Origin of the sequence: uncultured Veillonella sp. (genome assembly GCF_963522475.1) — a bacterium.
In the GTDB taxonomy this organism is placed as follows: Bacteria; Bacillota; Negativicutes; order Veillonellales; family Veillonellaceae; genus Veillonella.
Genome location: NZ_CAUQYW010000002.1, coordinates 1 through 20,920, shown reverse-complemented (window position 1 = coordinate 20,920; position 20,920 = coordinate 1). Strand labels below are relative to the sequence as shown.

Genomic DNA, 20,920 nt, shown 5'->3' with positions numbered 1-20,920 from the left:
TGCATCAAAATTAAATAGTATTTATTTAAGTAACCACCACAAATCTACACAAAAAACCGCGTAGCATTTCTGCTACGCGGTTTCTATACCTACGATAGATTATATGTAATCCATCGGTTGGGAGGCATATCATTTAGTTGTTTTAACAGCTGCTTTTGGCGCTTGTTGTGGTTGTTGTGTAATCACTTTATCAAGAAGTTCACGAATTTCTTTATTTTGTGCTTGTAAATCAGCCACTTTATCTTCAAGAACTTTTACAGTTGCAGGAGAAGCTTTTGGAGCTGTAGGCGCATTACCAATACCAATTGTTACACCAGCATTCGCCATTACGCTATGATCACCACCATAAGCGGCACCAGCATGGATTAACAAATCAGGATTTGCATAATGAGCTACGCCCAATGCAGTAGCGGTTTTACCTTTATAAGTACCAACAGCCGCCATGATTTGAGCTTTTTGACCTTCGTGATATTCGATAGGTTTCAATGCTGCCAATGCTGCTGCATTAGCACCCACTACCTTAACATCGCGTTCTACACTGCTAATACGGCGAGAGTTTTCTGCGATTTGAGCATCGTGTTGAACAAGAGTTGCATGATCTTGAAGTGCAATATTAGATGCTTTCAAGCTATAGTTTGCAGCTTCAGCCAATGTACCGATATCTTGAGTATTTTTATCTACTTGTAAACCTAATACATTAACTTTTTCATGATTTTCTAATGCCAATGTACCAACTGCTTTAGTTAATTTAACATTTTCATCAACTTTGTTATTTACATCAGAAATATCTTGAGTATTTTTGTTTACTTGTAAACCTAATACACTAACTTTTTCATGATTTTCTAGAGCTAGAGTACCAACCGCTTTAGTTAATTTAGTATTTTCATTAACTTGGTTAGCTACTGCAGTTACACGGTTATCTACCTTAGTGATATTTGTAACATTAGTATCTACTTTAGCATTTAGAGTGTTGATGTTTGTAGTATTTGTAGTAACTTGGCTAGATACTTTGCTAATATTGCTTGTGTTTGTATTAACTTGATTAGTTACATTTGTAATATTAGTTGTATTTTGGTTAACAACATTATTAATATTAGCAATATTAGTTGTATTAGTATTAACTTGTTTAGATACATCGTTAATAACTTTACTATGTTCATCAACTTTGTTGATTACTTTTTGTACAGTTACATTAGTATTTTGAATTGCTTCAGCATTTTGTTTGATCGCTGCTTTGTTAATATTGATGTTTTCAGTGTTATGTTTGATTGCTTCAGTATTAACAGAAACTTGGCTTTGAACATTTTTAATACGTTCTTCATTAGCATTTGCTTTTTGAGTATTAGCATTAACTTGTTCTTTCACTTTGTTTACATCAGCGCTTACATTTTGTAAGTTCTTAATTGCTTCAGTATTTTTGCCAACTTGATCTTTCAAACCAGATACATCTGTTTTGATATTATTGATTACAATATTTTGGTTATTAACTTTTACATCAATATCATTAACTTTAGTATCAATATTAGTTACTTTATTGTTAATATTAGTCACTTTATTATCAATGTTTGTAACTTTAGCATCAATATTCTTCACATCGTTTTTAACATTAGTGATGTTGTTGTTTACAATATTGATTTTTTGATTAACTTTAGCATTGATGTTTGTAATATCAGCTTTTACTACTGTTACATCAGCTTTAATATTGTTTACATTCTTTTCAACATTAACAACATTAGCTTTAATGTTATTAATATTGGAAGTGTTATTTTGAATATTTACAGTATTAGCTTGGATGTTGCTATTTTGAGCGTTAATATTTTGAGTAATATTTTCTACTTTTTGAGCTACATTAACGATTGTAGTATTGCCTTTACCAACTTGACCTTTCAAGGACTCAATTGCTTGAGCATTAGCATCAACTTTACCAGTTAAATTGTTAATAGCTGTTGTATTAGATTCAATACGACCAGTATTAGCATTAACTTTAGCAGTTACATCTGTAATGTTAGCAGTGTTACCAGCAACTTGTTTGCTAATGTTAGCAATAGCTGTTGCATTATTAGAAATGTTAGCTGTATTGTTAGTAACTTGTTTACTTACATTCGTAATAGCTGCAGTGTTACTAGCAATATTTGTAGAGTTAGACTCTACTTTATTGTTAATATTAGCCACATTTGCTTTGATGTCAGTAATAGACTTGCTATTGTTAACAATTGCATTTGCATTAGCTTCAACTTTAACATTTACTTCATTAACTTTGTTGTTGATAGTCTTATTGATTTCTGTGTAGTTATTAGCAATCTTAGCATCAATATTTTGATCAACTTTGTTAATGATTGTTGTGTTATTTTCGTTGATTGCATTTTCAATGTTTTTGTTAATAACAGTGTTGTTATTAGTAATTGCGGTGTTGATATCATTTCTAATTACTGTATTGTTTGCTTCAATCTTAGCGTTGATTGTGTTTTCAACATTAGTAACTGTTGTACCAACTTGGCCTTTTAATGCTTTAATAGCATCTTCATTAGCACTGATACGTGTAGAGTTATCTACAATGTTATCTTGTAAGTAATCTAAACGTTGATCATGACGATCTACACGTGCAGTAAGACCAGCTACATCACCTTTAACGCCATCAATCTTAACATTTACATCACCAATCTTAGTATTGATAGTGTTGTTAATTTGTTTGTTATTTTCATTGATTTTTACATCAATGTTTTTATCAACATTGTTAAGAATTGTTGTGTTATTAGCATTAATCTTAGCATCGATATTAGTATCTACTTTATTAAGGATTGTAGTATTGTTAGCTTCAATCTTGTTATTGATAGTAGATTCGATGTTAGTGAGGGTAGTGCCAACTTTACCGTTCAATGCTTCGATAGCTTTTGTATTCTTGTCGATAGCAGTTTTGTTATCACCAATGAATTTACGGTTTTCGATAGCAATTGTACCAGCTACATTAATATCTTTTTCGTTTTGGTCAACACGTTTAGTAAGACCATCCAAATCACCTTTAACGCCATCAACTTTAACATTTACATTGTTGATAGCTGTTGTATTATTAGCAATATTTGTAGTATTAACTTTAACACTATCTTCTACAGCAGTAATACGTGTAGAGTTATCTACAATGTTATCTTGTAAGTAATCTAAACGTTGGTCATGACGATCTACGCGACCTTTCAAGCCTTCTACATCACCTTTAACACCGTCAACTTTTACATTTACATTATTAATAGCTGTAGTGTTATTAGCAATGTTTGTAGTGTTGTTTGCAATGTTTGTAGTATTTTCATTAATACGTTTGCTATTGTCAGCAATTGCCACTACATTAGCTTGAATGTTTGTAGCATTCGCAGCGATGTTAGTAGTATTATTTTCTACTTTACCATTAATATTGGTAATTTGGTTTTTAATATCATTGATCACTGTAGAAGATTTACCTACTTGACCTTTTAATTCATCAATAGCTTTTGCATTAACATTGATATTTGTAGTGTTATTAGCAATAGCTACTTTATTGTCGCCAATGAATTTACGGTTTTCAAGAGCAATTGTGCCAGCTACATTGATATCTTTAGTGTTTTGGTCAACTTTAGCATTAAGGTCTTTCAAATCACCTTTAACGCCGTCAACTTTTACATTTACGTTGTTGATTGCTGTTGTATTGTTAGCAATATTAGTTGTGTTATTAGCAATATTTGCAGTATTAACTTTAACACTATCTTCTACTGCTGTAATACGTGTGGAGTTATCTACAATGTTGTCTTGTAAGTAGTCTAAACGTTGGTCATAACGATCTACGCGACCTTTTAAGCCTTCTACATCACCTTTAACACCATCAACTTTAACGTTTACGTTATTGATTGCTGTAGTATTGTTAGCGATGTTAGTGGTGTTAGCATCAACTTTAACATTTACATTGTTAATTGCTGTAGTATTGTTAGCGATGTTAGTGGTGTTAGCATCAACTTTAACATTTACATTGTTAATTGCTGTAGCATTTTTAGCAATATTAGTTGTGTTATTAGCAATATTTGTAGTGTTGTTTTCTACTTTACCATTGATATTAGTAATTTGTTTCTTAATATCATTGATCACTGTAGAGGATTGACCTACTTGACCTTTTAACTCATCGATAGCTTTTGCATTGACGTTGATATTTTTAGTATTGTTTGCAATAGCAACTTTATTATCGCCAATGAATTGACGATTTTCCATTGCAATTGTACCCACTACATTAATATCTTTCGCATTAGCTTTCACACCATCTTCAACTACAGAGATACGTGTGGAGTTATCAGCAATGTTATCTTGTAAGTAGTCTAAACGTTGGTCATGACGATCTACACGACCTTTAAGTCCATCTAAATCACCTTTAAGACCGTTCAAGTCACCTTTAACGCCATCAATCTTAACATTTACATCACCAATCTTAGTATTGATTGTGTTGTTGATTTGCTTATTGTTTTCATTGATTTTTACATCAATGTTTTTATCAACTTTGTTAAGAATAGTAGTGTTATTAGCATTGATTTTAGCGTCAATGTTTTGATCTACTTTGTTGATGATTGTTGTGTTATTGTTGTTGATTTTTTTATCAATGTTTTGGTTGATAACAGTGTTGTTAGCTTCAATCTTAGTATCGATATTTTTATTAATAGTTACATTATTTTCTGTAATCTTGTTATTAATTGTAGTTTCGATATTTTTAATTGTTGTGCCAACTTGACCTTTTAATGTATCAATAGCTTTTGTATTTTTATCAATTGCAGCTTTGTTATCACCGATGAATTGACGATTTTCCATAGCGATAGTTCCAACTACATTAATATCTTTAGCATTAGCTTTAACGCCATCTTCTACTGCTGTGATACGTGTAGAATTATCTACAATATTGTCTTGTAAGTAATCTAAACGTTGGTCATGACGATCAACGCGATCTTTAAGACCATTCAAATCACCTTTAACACCATCAACTTTAACACTTACCGCATTAATTTCTTGATTAATTTGGTTATTGTTTTCATTAATTTTTACATCGATATTTTTATCGACTTTGTTAATGATTGTTGTGTTATTAGCATTGATTTTAGCATCAATATTATTATCTACTTTATTAAGAATAGCAGTATTGTTAACCTCAATCTTATTATCGATAGATTTATTAATTAATGTATTGTTTTCATTAATCTTATTAGTAATTGTATTTTCGATATTTGTGATTTGTGTGCCAACATGACCTTTCAAATCATTAATCGCTTTTTCATTGTTAGAAATACGATCAGAGTTAGCATCGATGCGTTTACTATTATCTACAATGTTTGTAGTATTAGTTTTCACATTATCCTCAACAACGGAAATACGTGTAGAGTTATCTGCAATATTATCTTGTAAGAAGTCTAAACGTTGATCATGACGATCTACACGGTCTTTAAGACCATTTAAATCACCTTTAACACCGTCAACTTTTACATCAACTTTGTTAATAGCTACTGAATTAGCTTCAACTTTAGTATTGATATTAGCGATATTGTTTTTAATATCTTTAATATCTACTTGAACATTACCAATATTTTGACCAACTTTACCTTTCAAATCAGCAATATCTTTAGTATTAATATTAACTTGATTTTGAGTATTAGCTACGTCAGTTTTAATTGTTTTATTATCTTGTTCAAGTTGTTGCATACGACCTTCATGATCGCCCAAAGCCTGGCCAAGATAGTTAAAACGATTCATCAAAGCAGTGTGATTATTATTAACAGTAGTATTTAATTCAGTAATTGCAGTTGTATTTCTATTAATATTCGCTGTGTTATTAGTGATGTTTGTTGTATTAGCATCTACTTTAGCACTTAAATCGGTTACAGAATTATTAATTTTAGTAATATCAGCTTTAACAGCATTAATTTTATTATCAACATTAGTATTTACTTGATTAATAATAGTTGTGTTGTTAGCTTCAATTGAAGAATTAATGTTTTTGTTAACTTCATTAATAATATTTGTTTTGCTATCGTTGATTTTAATATCTACATTCTTATTAACTTCGTTGATAATCTTAGTGTTATTTTCACTAATTTTATTATCAATAGTTGTGTTAATATTATTGATTGTTGTGCCAACTTTACCTTTTAAGTCATCAATAGCTTTTTTATTCTCGTTGATAGCTTGTTTGTTATTACCGATAAATTTACGGTTTTCCATGATGAAAGTATTATTAGCATCAATATTTTGTGTATTATTTTCAACTTTAGCAGTTAAATCAGCAATAGATTTGCTATTATCATTAACATTTACAGTTAAGTTATTAATAGCTTTTCTATTATCATTAACTTTAACATCTACATTATTGATATTTGTTTTAATATCATTAATCTTAACATCTACATCTTTGTTCACATTGTTGATAATAGTAGTGTTATTATTTTCAATTTTTTTATCTACTTGAGCAAGAATTGTAGTGTTATTATTATTGATTTCATTTTTAACATTTTGATTTACTTGGTTAATAATATTAGTATTATTAGCTTCAATGTGTTTTTTTACACTTGCATCAATGTTAGTATTTACCTTATTAACAACATTATTTGTAATATTGGTAATTTTATTATCAATTTTTACATCAATATCGTTGTTAATTTTAGTAAATTTAGCATCAATATTATTGTTAATATTAGTGATTTGAGTGCCGACTTTGCCTTTTAATCCTTCAATATCTTTGCTATTTTGATTAACTTTAGCATTGATATTCGTAATGTCAGTTTTTACACTCTCAACGTTTTTATTAATATTTGTAATATTAGAAATATTCTTTTCTACCTTTTGGTTAAGAATATTAATATTATTTGCATTTTTCTTAACATTCTTAACATCAGTAGTTACAACTGTATAGTAGTTGTTAATTACAGTGTTCCCATTAGAACCACCTTTTTTAGGCTCTTGCTGTTGCCATTGTTGTGGCACTTGTTGTTGCTGTTGTTGTGGCACTTGTTGCCATTGTTGTTGCTGTTGATCTAATTGTTGTGGATCTACTTGATGTTGATCTTGATTATGTCCCCATGCATTTTGATCTGGTGTCAACCATCTTTGGCTACCAATAAGATCAGCTCTAGCCCAATCCTCAGGGCTGGATGCATTAGCAATACCTCCAGAAAAGCTAGCCGCCAAAATCACTGCTGCTACAATTGTAGTTGCAGATTTTTGATGCGATTTAGCCAACTCAGACGTTACGACATAAGCGTGCTTGGTTGCACTCCATACAACTTTGAATACCTTATTCATATTAAGTTCCCTCCCAACATTTGTGGCTCTCACCCCACAATGAAGAAATAAATCAAATATTGCACTCATTTCACTAAACATTCACAATATTTAACATAATATTACCACATATTATTTTAAAATTCCATAAAAAAATTAATAAGTTAAACTTATGCTTCATTTTTTACTCATATCTAATCCATTAAAAATACGCATATTTACTACACTTTTTTATATAATGCTATTTCATAAAATGAAATTTTAATTTTTAAAATTATTTTATTTTTAGAATATACTTTTTATTCACTTCTACAGAAAATATGAAAAAAACCTCATCAATGTATGTTCTATACATTGATGAGGTTTTTTTGCCTCTATTTATATCATCTTATTTCGATTATTAGAATTTAGATTCAATAGCACCTTGAAGATCACCTTTTGGTAAGAAACCAATCTTACGATCTACTACTTCGCCATCTTTTAAAATAACAAATGTAGGCAATACTTCAACTTGTAAATTACGTGCTAATTCCGGTTCTTCATCAGCATTTACTTTTACAAAGTTAGCTTTACCTTCAAGCTCACTAGCAATTTCTTCGATGATTGGCATCATACGTACGCAATAACCGCACCATGGAGCCCAGAAATCAATAACAGTAACACCACCTTGATTAACTAAATCTTGATATTCAGCAGTTTTTAATTCTTTTAATTCGCTCATTGTACCCTCCTACGGTAATTGAACTAATACACAATCTTGAATGACATGCAGGTTTAAAGCATGTGCTTTTTCAACAACAGATGGTTTATCCGCTCCCGGTTGCAACCACACAGTAGAAATGCCAAGTTCTTTACATTCATCTAATGCAGCCAAGCCTGCTGCTTCTGGTACAACAAAATCCACAACAGCTGGTACAACAGGAAGTGCAGAAAGGCTAGAGTAACATTTGTCTCCGTCTATCTCTGCAATATTAGGATTAACTGGATATACTTCATATCCGTGATCTTTAAGACATTTATAAATCTTATAGCCGAACTTTTCGGTTTTATGAGTGGCTCCAATAACGGCCCACACTTTTTGATTTAAAGCTTGTTGAATTGTCATTTCGACCACCTCTTATATACTATTATAAATAAATATCGAATTTTGTCAATGTAATATATCGAATTTTATAGTTAAGCAATTATACTCTTTTAGCAAACATTTTATAACTAAAATCAATTGAACTCTTATCATTTAATGATAATTGTTTTTTGTCTCAAACTAGGAACCGATAGATCTAAATGAATTAAATCAGAAAGGCTTATTTCTCGATGAGTATACCTAGCTGCATCTACAAGCCCACCTGCAATAGCTAATTCCCCTAAAATTCTAGACGCTGACCATTGTTGTTCTCTTAGTTCTCGGATTGTAATACTTTTCTGACGCTTAGACAGTCTATGTCCATCTATATCTACCAAGAGTGGTGCATGACCATACTTAGGAACCTCTATATGATTATGGGGATAACATTGTTGTAATATTTTATACAAATATAATTGCTGTCCTGTTGTATCGAGTAAATCATCACCACGAATAATTTCTGTTATTCCCATAGCTATATCATCTAATACAACCGCTAAATTATAAGCATACATACCATCACCACGACGTAATACATAATCATCTAATTCGCTGTCTAAGTGAATATACTGAGTACCTTGCCAACGATCATCAAATTCAAGATTACAGGAATCTATTGCTAAACGTAATGAAGGTTCTTTCATAGAATATAACTCATCTATATCATTTTTACTCAAATGCCGACATTTACCATCATAACGATGAACTAATTCACCTATATGAGGGGCTGAGGCTATAGATTGTAACCGCGTTCTATTACAAAAGCAAGGATAAATTATTTTATCTAATGCAAGCTGTTCTAAAATGTTCGCATAATATGTTTGTCTTTCACTTTGCCAATATGATACTTCAGGTCCACCTACACGGGGGCCTTCATCCCATTCAAAACCAAGCCATTCTAAATCGTCTAATAAAGCTTCACCTAACTCTCGTTTTGACCGTTGAAGGTCTATATCCTCCATTCGTACAACATACTTTCCTTTTTGTTGACGCGTGGAGATATATGATAAAAGTGCTATCCACACGTTACCAAGATGAATATATCCTGTTGGGCTAGGCGCAAATCTACCTTTCATTAGGATTCTCCTATAGCAGAAAACAAGTGGCATATTCATTATGAATATGCCACTTATACATCCGAAGATATGTCAAACTAAAAATTAAAGTAATATCATGTATAGATGTAAAATTATTTATCCTAAAGACACAATGTTATCAAAAACATTACCAGCATCTTTAATTTTTTGTTCGTTACCCATTGAGCAAATATGATTATCCTTTAATACAGGTTCCACCACATCTGCTAGTGCAACTATATCTTCTGGCTTACATGCAATCACTTGTTTACGGAACTCTACTTTGTCCTCTAGTTTAGCACCACTGAAGTACATACCCATAGCACGTGGACCACGCAACGCTGGCGTCATTGGCAAGTCCAAAGAACTCATAGTACCAATAATATATTTACGCATTTCACGATCAGTCAATGTGAAGTCACGAAGGTATTGAGGCAACTCTTTATATACATCTAAAGTTTCTAACAAGTTAGGATCACGATAACTACAGAAAATCATATTGCCATCATCATAGAAGTTAGCAAATGCACCATATGCACCACCTTGAACACGAATACGAATCCAAAGGTATTCATAACGTAATATCGTTTCTAACACGCTCATTGGTCCAACATGTTTGAAACCATGATCGATGAAATTACCACCTTGAGCTACGTATTGAACCTTACCAGCTGTAACGATACCATCATTGCCGGAAAGACGAGTGATTTGTAATACATCATTACTCAATTCGGTAGTATCCCAAGCCTCAACGAGTGGTTTCATTAGATTTTCAAAAGCTTCTAATTCGCCTTCTTCACCAACAAACATAATATCTACATTATTAGCACGGAAAATTTTACGAGCTACTTCGGCTAATTTCTCTGGTAACAATGGCAAAGCCGCCGGATTAGATGCTAGCTCACTGATTTTTTGATAGTAACCTAAATTGCCATTATCTCTAAACTTACCAACTGCAGAAACTTGAGCCATAACACGTTGACTCACGATAGAATTACCACGGCGGAATGCTTCATTATCCCAAATAGCTTTGCTTTCTTGAACAAGCTCAGTTAAACGGCTACCATCACTATAATCCGCCTTTTGCACGACTTCATTAATCAAGCGGCACAAATCAGGTAGTTTAGAATGCAATGCTTTCACACGTACAATCATAAGAGGCGTAAACTCATCACGCTTACCATCTTTACCAATAGCCGTAATATCAGAACTCAATCCACCTAAGTTCATATTAATATCTTTAGCGAGTGCTTCATAACCACGTTCAGACGTATCAATACGACCTAAGATATCACTCAAAATATCAGCGTAGAATAGTTCTTCTTCTGTAAGGCAGTTCAATTTAAAGTACAAGCCCACATAGTTAATACCCTTTGTGAAAGTAGGTACAAAATGTACAGTAGTATTACCGATTTTACTTTCACGGCGTTCTACAGCTTCCATATTAGGATTTAAATCAGATAACTCGAGCAACGGAATAGATGCTAGAGCTTCATCACTATCTGGGGTTTCTTGACGAATTTTAAGACGTTTTGTTTGCTCCACAATTGCGTCAATTTCTTCAGGTGTCATATTAGCTTTTACAGTAGATAAATGTTCTTTAACCTCTGCATCTTTACGCTCTTGAAGACCACGTTCAGGATAAATAGATACAAGAACTTTATGGTTATTATTCAAGATAGAATAACGAATTAAATCTTCGAAATATGTACCAGCCAACCCTTTACGAATATTCGATAACGCCTCTTCATAGTGTAATAACTCTAATGGATCATTATCGTACAGCCAATTATCCATCATACGGATAATATATGCTAAACCAATAGGTCTTCCACCAAAGTCGCTTTCACGAAGAGCAAATTCAATACTATTCAAAGAAGCTTTTAATAATTCTTTATCTAAGCCCTTATCACATAGCTCTTGTAATGTAGATTCTACAATACGTTGCAAGTCAGCTTGTTTATCTAAATTAGAACCCGTAGCTTGTACTGTCCACATAGGTTGACGAATGCTATCTAAATAGTAGCCACTAATGTCAGAGCCGATGCCTGCTTTTACCAACGCCTGTTTAAGAGGCGCCGCAGGAGATGTTAATAAAGCATGTGTCAACACTTCAAAAGCCAAGCTATGTTCAGGCGTTACATCTGATAATACATACGCAAAGGAGTGCAATGAGCGGTTTTCCGTTGGTTCCTCAGAGCCTACGCTATATGGATAGTTCACTACTTTACCTTTTGTAAATGGAGCTTGTAAAGCTACCTCAGTATGAACATCGATAGCATCAAAATGACTTAAGTACTCATCATTCAAGAATGCTAATTGCTCTTCAATATTCATATCACCATACAAAAAGATATAACTATTAGATGGATGATAGTGAACACGATAGAACTCTTGGAATTCTTCATATGTTAAATCTGTAATATAATCAGGATCCCCGCCAGAGTCAACACCATATGTAGTATCTGGGAACAGTTCACGCATCATTTGACGTTCCAATACAGAATCAGGAGAGGAATAAACACCTTTCATCTCATTGAACACAACACCTTTGTAGGTGAGTTCATCATCTGCATTTTCGAGTTCATAATGCCACCCCTCTTGCATTACGATTTCTGCATCTTCACGAACACGTGGGTAGAATACAGCATCAAGATATACATCCATCAAATTATGGAAGTCTTTATCGTTCTTGCTGGCTACAGGATACATTGTTTTATCCGGATATGTCATAGCATTTAAGAACGTATTTAAGGAACCTTTTACAAGTTCAACAAAAGGCTCTTTTAATGGGAATTTTCGAGAACCACATAGAACAGAATGCTCCATAATATGTGCTACACCTGTACTGTTATGTGGTGTTGTTCTAAACGCAATATTAAATACTTTATTAGAATCTGGTGAATCAATATAAATTAAACGAGCACCAGATTTTTCGTGCTTCATTTCATAAGCGGTACCATTGATCTCATCAATGCGCTCAATGCGGTCAAGGCGAAAGCCAGAATAAACCTTATTTATTTCCATGCTGTCCCTTCTTTCTATATAAATATAATTAATTTCTTTCTAACAATTTATTATATCATATCGACGACTCTATATATAGACGTTAAGAATAATTATCGAAACGCAAAACCCCATAGGCACTACCGCCCATGGGGTTCATTTTATTTATTATGTTGCATTTGCCACTTTTGATTTCGACGCAAGGTTAATAAACCTTCTAACACTGCTTGGAATTGTACAAAGCTCAACGTATATGGTTGGTACATATCTGGAACTACTTTGTATGAAATAGTAACTTCCGAATTATCATAATCGTAAAAAATACCATGTAAATTACTTACTGTAGTATAACCAGTTTGAGCCTGCTCTAATGTTGGAATCGGTTGATTTTTAAGATTTCCTAGTAGATCACTAATGAAACCTTCCTTACGACCTTGGTCATTAAGCATTTCATCCATAAAACTACGTAGACTATCCATAAAGTAATTAACCTCTTTGGTCTAACAATAAGCCGTTATGAATAACGCGAACAGCATCTTTAACACGGTCTTCTGCAACAAGGCAAGAAATACTAATTTCAGAAGTAGAAATGATTTCAATATTGATACCTTCTTGGCTCAAAATATCAAACATTTGAGCAGCTACGCCTGGTTGACCTAACATACCCGCACCAATGATAGAAACCTTTGCCATTTTTTCATCAATATTTACAGCTTCAATACCAACAGTTTTTTGTAATTCTGCCAATACGTCACGAGCTAGTACAACATCATCTAGAGCTACAGTAAAGATAAGGTCAGTTTTAGGCTCACCTACAGCGCGGATAGATTGAACGATCATATCTACGTCTACATTTTTCTCAGCCAATGCTTTAAATACAGTCGCTGCCACACCTGGTTTATTTTCAACGCCTACAAGGGCTACTTTTGCAGTATTAGTATCGTCAGCTACGCCAGTAATTACGTGTTTATTTGCTTCCACAGTATAATCCTCCCGAATAATAGTACCTGTATTATCACTAAATGTTGAACGTACGTGAATAGGTACACCATAACGGAAACCCATTTCAACGGCGCGAGGTTGCATTACCCCTGCACCAAGACGTGCCATCTCAAGCATTTCACCATATGTTACTTCTTCTAATTTGAAAGCCTCTTTTGCAACGCGAGGATCTGTAGAGTAAACGCCTTCAACATCAGTAAATATTTCACAAACATCAGCCTTCATAGCACCTGCCAATGCAACAGCTGTTGTATCGGATCCACCACGACCTAAAGTAACCATATCACCATATTCAGTAATACCTTGGAAACCTGCAACAACTACGATATTGCCTTCATCCAAAGCTTCAAATACGCGATTTGGATCAACGCCTAAAATACGGCCTTTATTAAACGTATCAGTACTTGTAATACCTGCTTGGTCACCTGTTAAGGACATCGCTTTATGACCACGTTCGTTGAAAGCCATCGCCATCAATGCAATCGTTACTTGCTCACCTGTAGATAACAAGCGGTCCATTTCACGACCATAAGGCTTAGATGTTACTTCTTTAGCCAATGCTACCAAGTCATCTGTTGTATCACCCATAGCGGATACAACTATAACGACTTTATCGTCTTCTTTCTTCTCACGAAGGACGCGATCAACAATATTAAATATTTTTTCTGGTGTAGCTACGGAACTACCACCAAACTTTTTAACGATTAAGGCCACAATAATCCCTCATTTAACTTATTCTACTAAAAATCAATATGCATATACTTTACCACAAACAAATAGCACTGTAAAGGGATGCACAGCATTTAATCCACTATATAAAAACAAAACTCTTTTGTATGTGGACAAATCATTTAATGTATTATGAGAGAGTATATATATAATTACATACAAAAAGACCAGCCCTAAGGCTGGTCTTTATTAGTTGATTAAGTCAATTAAGCAACTGTAATTTCTTTTTCAGATTCCCACAAACCGTGGATGTTGCAGTAGGATACAGCAATCAATTTACCAGATTTGTTCAAGGAAACTGCTAATGTACCTTCAGAAACTGCGTGTACAGGGCCTTCATTTGCAGTTGCACCGTCACCATGTACGTTGAAGGAAATTTCACCAACTTCGAATGGCAATTGAGTACCTTCAGCTACGAAGTACAATTTAATCCATTCAATATGATGTTCTACAGTGTTAGGATGTGCGATATCTTTACCAACAGACAAGTTTACGTGGAAAGTTTCACCTGCTTTTACAGTGTCAACAGTTTCAATAACAGGAACGTGTTTTTCAGTAGCGAAATCGCCGGATTTAATGTAATCATGTACAGCCATAGTTAACCTCCTGGTTAGTATTATATACATACTTAATGTCAAGAATAATTAGCACCTTGTGCTTATGACTATATTATACATTTTCGATATAGTTTTAGCAAGGACTTTTTCGAGATTTTTAGATTTAATTATTTCTAGTTTTTATAAATTAAAACTCTATGCCCTTTGCTGCCTTAATACCTTGTTCATAAGCATGCTTTACTACATTCATCTCTGTTACCGTATCAGCAATGTCTATGATTTCAGGTTTAGCATAACGGCCCGTTAAAATAACGTGTAAACGCTCAGGTTTATGTTTAAGCATATCTACTACAGAATTTACATCAATAAGTTCATAATTAATGGCATTATTGATTTCATCCATAATGATTAGATCCCATCGGTCTGAATTTACCTCTTCAACCAGTGTACGCCAAGCCTCTTGGGCTGCCTCTTTGTGACGTGCCAATTCAGCGTCGTTAACCTCATCCCGCTTATAGTAAATAAAGCCTTTACCCATGGAGCGAATTTCTACTTGGCCACCTAATTTGGCAAGCCCCGCTAGTTCACCGTAGCCATTACCACTTTTAATAAATTGTAAAATCAAAACCTTAAGGCCTTGACCAACAGCACGTAATGCCACTCCCAATGCTGCGGTTGTTTTACCTTTACCATTACCAGTATTTACTAAAATTAAGCCTCGTTCACTCATAATTAGCTCCTTTTAGCCTTATAGTTAGCACATATATCAACAAAATGTTGTGCACCTTCATCAGAACCAGCAAAGTTCAAATGTAAATACGATGCTAATACATTATCAGTTGCATAGCCGCCATCATAAGATTGAGGTCTTCGACCTCCTTCTAAGTGAAAGGCCCACGGGAAATTCTCTACAGTTGGTTCCATCATAGAGAAATGGAACTCATGCCCACGAAGAGATGTATCTGCGGCACCTAATAAGGTATCTCGCTTAGCTGTAGCTGTAACATACCCTACTTTTTGTAGCTTTTGTTGCATAATGCAATTAGCAGGTACAATACCTACTGTATCATATACGGCGCCCTCAAAATCGTGGATACTTTCACATAAATACATGAGGCCTCCACATTCTGCATAAATAGGCATACCTTTTTCATTAGCTTCACGAATAGATTCCTTCATTGACTCGTTACTAGAGAGTTGGAACAAGAACATTTCAGGGAAGCCACCACCAAATACAAGGCCGTCTACTTCGGGAATCACTAAATCATTAAGAGGGCTAAAATAAACGAGCTCGGCCCCCTTCTCTTCTAAGGCAGCTAAACTTGCGGGATAGTAGAAAGAGAACGCCTCATCATAGGCTACGCCAATTTTAACTCGCTTTTCAACGGATTTAGCATCTACAGTCTCTGGCAACTCAATAGCAGGTGCACTAGACGCAATGTCCAACAATTGTTCTAGATTTACCATTTTCTCAACGGCTTCGCGAATCGTGTTGATTGCCTCTGTTGGGTCAATCTCAGTAACAGGTGTGAGTCCTAAATGGCGCTCCGGAGAGTGCATACGGTCATCTCGATAAATAGCACCAATAACAGGTACACCTATTTTATCCATACCTTCACGAACCATGCGCTCGTGGTTGGCAGAACCTAAGCGATTCAAGATAACACCGCCAAAGTTCACCTCTGGATCATAATCACGGAAACCTTTAGCAATAGCTGCCGCACTTTCACCCATGGCCTTGCAATCGATAACAAGCACCACCGGTGCATTCAATTGCTTAGCAATTTGAGCTGTGGAGCTAACGCCTTCTCGACCACCATCATAAAGGCCCATAACACCTTCAATAATAGCAAGGTCTACTCCATGTGCCATAGTAGCAAAGAAAGGATTTAATTTGTGAGGTGGCACGAGCCATGTATCTAAATTATAGCTGTCACGGCCGGATGCAATTTTATGAAAGCCCGGATCAATATAATCCGGGCCCACTTTAAAGGATTGCACCGTACGTCCACCATTTGCATAAGCAGCCAATAAGCCCGCTACGATAGTTGTTTTACCTACACCAGAGTTTGTGCCTGCAATGACAACACGTGGGATCTGTACTGTGTTCATATATATTACCTCGTTATACGACGTGTTTGTTAACGGTCCTTACGTTTTGCAAGGATTGTAGATAAGTAGTTAAGTTTAGTGTCTTTTGGCATATTGTCTAAGCCTACATATACTTGCTCATCAGGCAAACCTACACGGCTAATCATAACCGCATCATCTGCCATGTTGTGTTTAAGCAATGTTTCTTGTACTTCATCAAAGTTTTTATATACTTTCATGATTACCGCATCATCAGCTACAGCCAATACTGCATCGATTTTTTCTTTAGGTGCTGTAGCAGGAACGATAGCTAGTACTTCTTCTTTCTCTACAATTGGATAACCAAGGTGAGAACCAATAGCACAGAATGCAGTAACGCCAGGAATTGTTTCGATTTCATGGCCTGTATTTTCTATCAAGCGATATACATACATGTATGTGCTGTAGAACATAGGATCGCCCAATGTTAAGAATACAACGCTTTTACCTTGATCTAAGTAGGACAAGATAATGCGTTTTGCTTCTTGCCAGCCTTCCTCTTGTGTAGCATCATCCAATACCATTGGGAATACTACAGGAACGATTTCTGTATGGTCTTGAATGTATGGGGATGCGATATTAAGTGCTACAGAACCATCTTTCTTTTCTGTTTTAGGTGTGATGATAATATCTGCTTCACCTACGATACGAGCAGCTTTCACAGTCATTAATTCAGAATCGCCAGGGCCTACGCCAATGCCATATAATTTACCTTTCATGGGGTTCTCCTATTCTTATAGTTACATTCTATTTATAAATTTCATATCTTTTATTATAACTAATTTATGCAAGATATACAAAACTACTATTTAATATTTGGAATTGTTGGACGATGGGGACTACGTTTGCCATACAAATCATCAATACAATCTTGCACATGTTGACGAAAGATATCTTGTATTGCTTCATATTCACCAAGTGCGCTATGGATTGGTTTAACTTCATAACCATAATCAGCAAGTTCATTAATAACGCTATCTTCTTCGTCACCAAAGAGATCGTTTTGTGCATGATCTCCAAGAACTAATAATAATGGGTGCACATAAATTGTATTTGGACGCTTCCCATCAAGCCATTCCCATGGCATAGCTACATCAGCCACATAAGGAGCATTCTCTAAAACGGCGATACGTACATTTGTAAGGCCATCACGAATCAATTTAAACTGTAAATTACCATACGAGGAATTGCCAGAGCCTAGGCCACCATGACCAACTAGTAATAAACCGTCGTCCTTAGAAATGTTAAGAGATTTAATGAAACGGTCAATTAAGATTTGGTAATCATCTGGATGCTCTTCTTGCCCTATGTAATATACGAGTGGTCGACCTACACGCAACACTTCTAGTTGCCCCTCCCCTTCATGAACGAGGATATTATTTTTCAATTTATCAAACTCTTCACCGCCAGTGAAGTGAAGTGGTTGTACATACACATGTGTATACCCGTCTTGGATGAGCTTTTCTAACGCCCCTTGTTCAGTAGGCACCTCAATACCGCGTTCACGTAAACGTTTAACGATAATACGAGAGGAAAATGCTAATTCCACAGTATAGTCCGGATAAGCTTTACGGATATGTTCTACTACGGAATCAATATTATGTTTACGAGCACTGTCAACAGTGGACCCAAAAGCAACAACTAAAATAGCTTGTTTCATGGAAGTCTCCTTATCTAATTAATAATGTATCTTAATCATACCATAGACGACACGTTAGGGGCATACCATGGGACGTATAAAATGGATATTATAAATATTTTTCATAGTAAAAGTCCTCCTCATTGGATTTCCAACAAGGAGGACTTTTACATATTTAAAGGAGTGTGGAGAGATGTATGTCTAATTATGTGAGAGACTAAATTAAGAAATCATACCTTGTGCTTCCATACGAGAGTTTGTCATAACTGGCTTTACAGACTCACGAGGCATGGGACGCTTCCGCTCGGACATGCGAATAGCTTGACCTAAATGTTTCAAGAATAAATCTTGTACATATGGATTTTCACCAAGCCCTTCATTCCATATATCTACATTGTAGCCTTCTTCAGCGAGCAATGCATAAATGGAATCAGATCGTTCACCGCCAAGATAATCCATTAAATGTGTAGAACCAATAAGAGCTAATGGTACTACTAACAAGTCTTTATGCCCCATACGATCTAATAATGTAAGCGCTTGTTTAAATGTAGGGAACCCATTTGTAGTAAATACTACTACATTTGGTGCTGCACCATACATAGCTTTTAATTGCAATGTACTGAACTCTAATTGATTTTGACCATTTGCCATGAGTACTACAGATTTATTAAGTGCTTTAGTATTAACATGACGTACGATGCTTTCCAATGTTGCTTCATAATCATCGGCATAATTTTTTACACCTAACGATGTGAGTAATGGTTTACCAATGTTCACTTGATTAAAACCATATTCATTGCTATGTAAAAACTTCAATGCTTGTTTACGCATTTGTTGGTAGCACTGATCTGCTACTAATGTAACGGGTTGAATGTATACCTCATCTATACCCATGCGCGCAAAATCCTGCATTGCTTCAGTGAAAGAAGAAATCTTATCATCGTACTTCTCATTCCACTTCTCTACTAACGCATCAGATAAGAATACACGGCGTACCTCCATATCGCTATACATGGAACGTACTTTTTTCTCTATACTACCGATGGATTTCTCCACAGCATCTTGATAAATTGATCCAAAGGATGCAATGATTATGCCTTTCATATGTGACCTCCATATCGCTCATACATGATACAACCTTCATAACTGAAAATTGTTATCAACTACTATGTATTAATAGTACAAGATTCACGATTATAAGTCAATGAGAAATAATATCAAAATATATCCAGATAATAAGAAAACAAAAAATTACTCATATATTCACATATTCATATCCTTATAACCAAAAAGAATATATTTATAAAAGCTAATACTATACTATATTCATCACATTAATTTCTTAAAAAAATCTTAAGTTCGCTATACTTTTAGTGGTATAGGGTTTATTGACACCCCTATTTTCCTTTGTTACAATTGGCTTGAAGTTATATTATATGCAATAGCTCTATAGTGATCTATAAACTATAACTTATATAAATTATATAGGATTACTAAGATAATTTTGCATAAACAAGTAGTTAAGTTATGGATAGGAGTATTAAAATGAAAAAACAATTAGCATTGGCATCCGCCATTTTAGGTCTAGCAGTATCTGTTGGTGCACCTGTTGTATCTAACGCAGCATACCAATTGAATGATGAAGTAAAAGATCCTACTCCAGCATTGAAAGAAGCTGCTGCAATTGGTGTTCGTACACACAATACTGAAGCTTTACAAAACTTGCCAAACAAAGATGCTATGGTTGTTATGAGCTTTGGCACAACTTATAAAGATACTCGTGCGAAAACAATCGATGCTACTGTAGATGCTATTAAAGCAGCTCATCCAAACACAAAAGTGGTAACAGCTTTCACAAGCCATATCATTCGCGATCGTATTCAGCAAAAAGAAGGTATTACATACCCAACACCTGAAGAAGCTTTGGCAGAACTCAAAAAAGATGGTTACACTCGCGTTGCATTAGCATCTCTAGATGTAATCCCTGGTATGGAATACAACTACGATGCAGCAGTATATAATTTGTACAAAGATAATTTCAAAAAAATGACACTTGGTACATCTCTTATGTACTGGATGGGGCAAGAAAATCAAACTGACCAAGTCATTGAAACTCTAAAAGCTGTTCAATCTCAATTCCCTAAATTAGGTAAAGAAGATGCGCTTCTTATCATGGCTCATGGTACTCCAGATCCTTCTAATGCATACTATTCTGTAATCCAAGATCGTATCCATACACTTGGCTTGAAAAATGTATATGTCTATACAGTAGAAGGTACTCCAAACCTTGAACAAGTTATACCTCAATTAAAAATGCACGGTATTAAACATGTTACATTGATGCCATTCATGATGGTAGCTGGCGACCATGCAAATAATGACATGG

At 34.6% G+C, this 20,920-nt stretch carries 14 protein-coding genes; 1 reads left to right on the top strand and 13 read right to left on the bottom strand.

The genetic code is table 11. From position 1 onward, the window contains the following. Positions 1 to 129: 129 nt before the first annotated feature. From RWP19_RS01435 to RWP19_RS01375, 13 genes are all read right to left on the bottom strand, one after another. Entirely contained in the window at positions 130 to 7,293 is a 7,164-nt protein-coding gene (locus RWP19_RS01435; RefSeq protein WP_314356194.1) for an ESPR-type extended signal peptide-containing protein, read from the bottom strand. A 379-nt stretch (positions 7,294 to 7,672) separates the two neighbouring features. Then, on the bottom strand, positions 7,673 to 7,993 hold the full coding sequence (gene trxA / locus RWP19_RS01430) for a thioredoxin (protein WP_295208600.1): 321 nt from the start codon (positions 7,991 to 7,993) through the stop codon (positions 7,673 to 7,675). A 9-nt stretch (positions 7,994 to 8,002) separates the two neighbouring features. Then, a complete protein-coding gene (locus RWP19_RS01425) occupies positions 8,003 to 8,377 on the bottom strand; it encodes a CoA-binding protein (RefSeq protein WP_314356193.1) in 375 nt (124 codons plus the stop codon). A 128-nt stretch (positions 8,378 to 8,505) separates the two neighbouring features. After that, a complete protein-coding gene (gene gluQRS / locus RWP19_RS01420; protein WP_314356191.1) occupies positions 8,506 to 9,471 on the bottom strand; it encodes a tRNA glutamyl-Q(34) synthetase GluQRS in 966 nt (321 codons plus the stop codon). A 117-nt stretch (positions 9,472 to 9,588) separates the two neighbouring features. Further along, positions 9,589 to 12,498, bottom strand: coding sequence for an insulinase family protein (locus RWP19_RS01415; protein ID WP_314356190.1), 2,910 nt, complete (start codon positions 12,496 to 12,498; stop codon positions 9,589 to 9,591). A gap of 140 nt (positions 12,499 to 12,638) precedes the next feature. Next, on the bottom strand, positions 12,639 to 12,956 hold the full coding sequence (locus RWP19_RS01410) for a hypothetical protein (RefSeq protein ID WP_295208591.1): 318 nt from the start codon (positions 12,954 to 12,956) through the stop codon (positions 12,639 to 12,641). A gap of 7 nt (positions 12,957 to 12,963) precedes the next feature. Then, on the bottom strand, positions 12,964 to 14,193 hold the full coding sequence (locus tag RWP19_RS01405; RefSeq protein ID WP_295257807.1) for an aspartate kinase: 1,230 nt from the start codon (positions 14,191 to 14,193) through the stop codon (positions 12,964 to 12,966). A 221-nt stretch (positions 14,194 to 14,414) separates the two neighbouring features. Next, positions 14,415 to 14,804 carry a class II SORL domain-containing protein gene (locus RWP19_RS01400; RefSeq protein ID WP_295208588.1) on the bottom strand — a complete coding sequence of 130 codons (390 nt, stop codon included), beginning with the start codon at positions 14,802 to 14,804 and terminating at the stop codon, positions 14,415 to 14,417. Between the two features lie 148 nt (positions 14,805 to 14,952). Further along, positions 14,953 to 15,495 carry a cob(I)yrinic acid a,c-diamide adenosyltransferase gene (gene cobO / locus RWP19_RS01395; RefSeq protein ID WP_314356189.1) on the bottom strand — a complete coding sequence of 181 codons (543 nt, stop codon included), beginning with the start codon at positions 15,493 to 15,495 and terminating at the stop codon, positions 14,953 to 14,955. A 2-nt stretch (positions 15,496 to 15,497) separates the two neighbouring features. Further along, on the bottom strand, positions 15,498 to 16,877 hold the full coding sequence (locus RWP19_RS01390; RefSeq protein ID WP_314356188.1) for a cobyrinate a,c-diamide synthase: 1,380 nt from the start codon (positions 16,875 to 16,877) through the stop codon (positions 15,498 to 15,500). Between the two features lie 29 nt (positions 16,878 to 16,906). Next, positions 16,907 to 17,614: a precorrin-2 C(20)-methyltransferase gene (gene cobI, locus RWP19_RS01385; protein ID WP_314356187.1), complete on the bottom strand. Its 708-nt coding sequence runs from the start codon at positions 17,612 to 17,614 to the stop codon at positions 16,907 to 16,909. 86 nt (positions 17,615 to 17,700) lie between these two features. After that, positions 17,701 to 18,555, bottom strand: coding sequence for a sirohydrochlorin cobaltochelatase (locus RWP19_RS01380; RefSeq protein WP_314356186.1), 855 nt, complete (start codon positions 18,553 to 18,555; stop codon positions 17,701 to 17,703). Positions 18,556 to 18,756: 201 nt separating this feature from the next. Further along, entirely contained in the window at positions 18,757 to 19,638 is an 882-nt protein-coding gene (locus RWP19_RS01375) for a sirohydrochlorin cobaltochelatase (protein WP_314356185.1), read from the bottom strand. Positions 19,639 to 20,079: 441 nt separating this feature from the next. Between RWP19_RS01375 and RWP19_RS01370 the strand changes: the two genes are divergently transcribed. Beyond that, a partial coding sequence (locus RWP19_RS01370; RefSeq protein ID WP_314356184.1) for a sirohydrochlorin cobaltochelatase occupies positions 20,080 to 20,920 on the top strand: 841 nt, incomplete at its 3' end.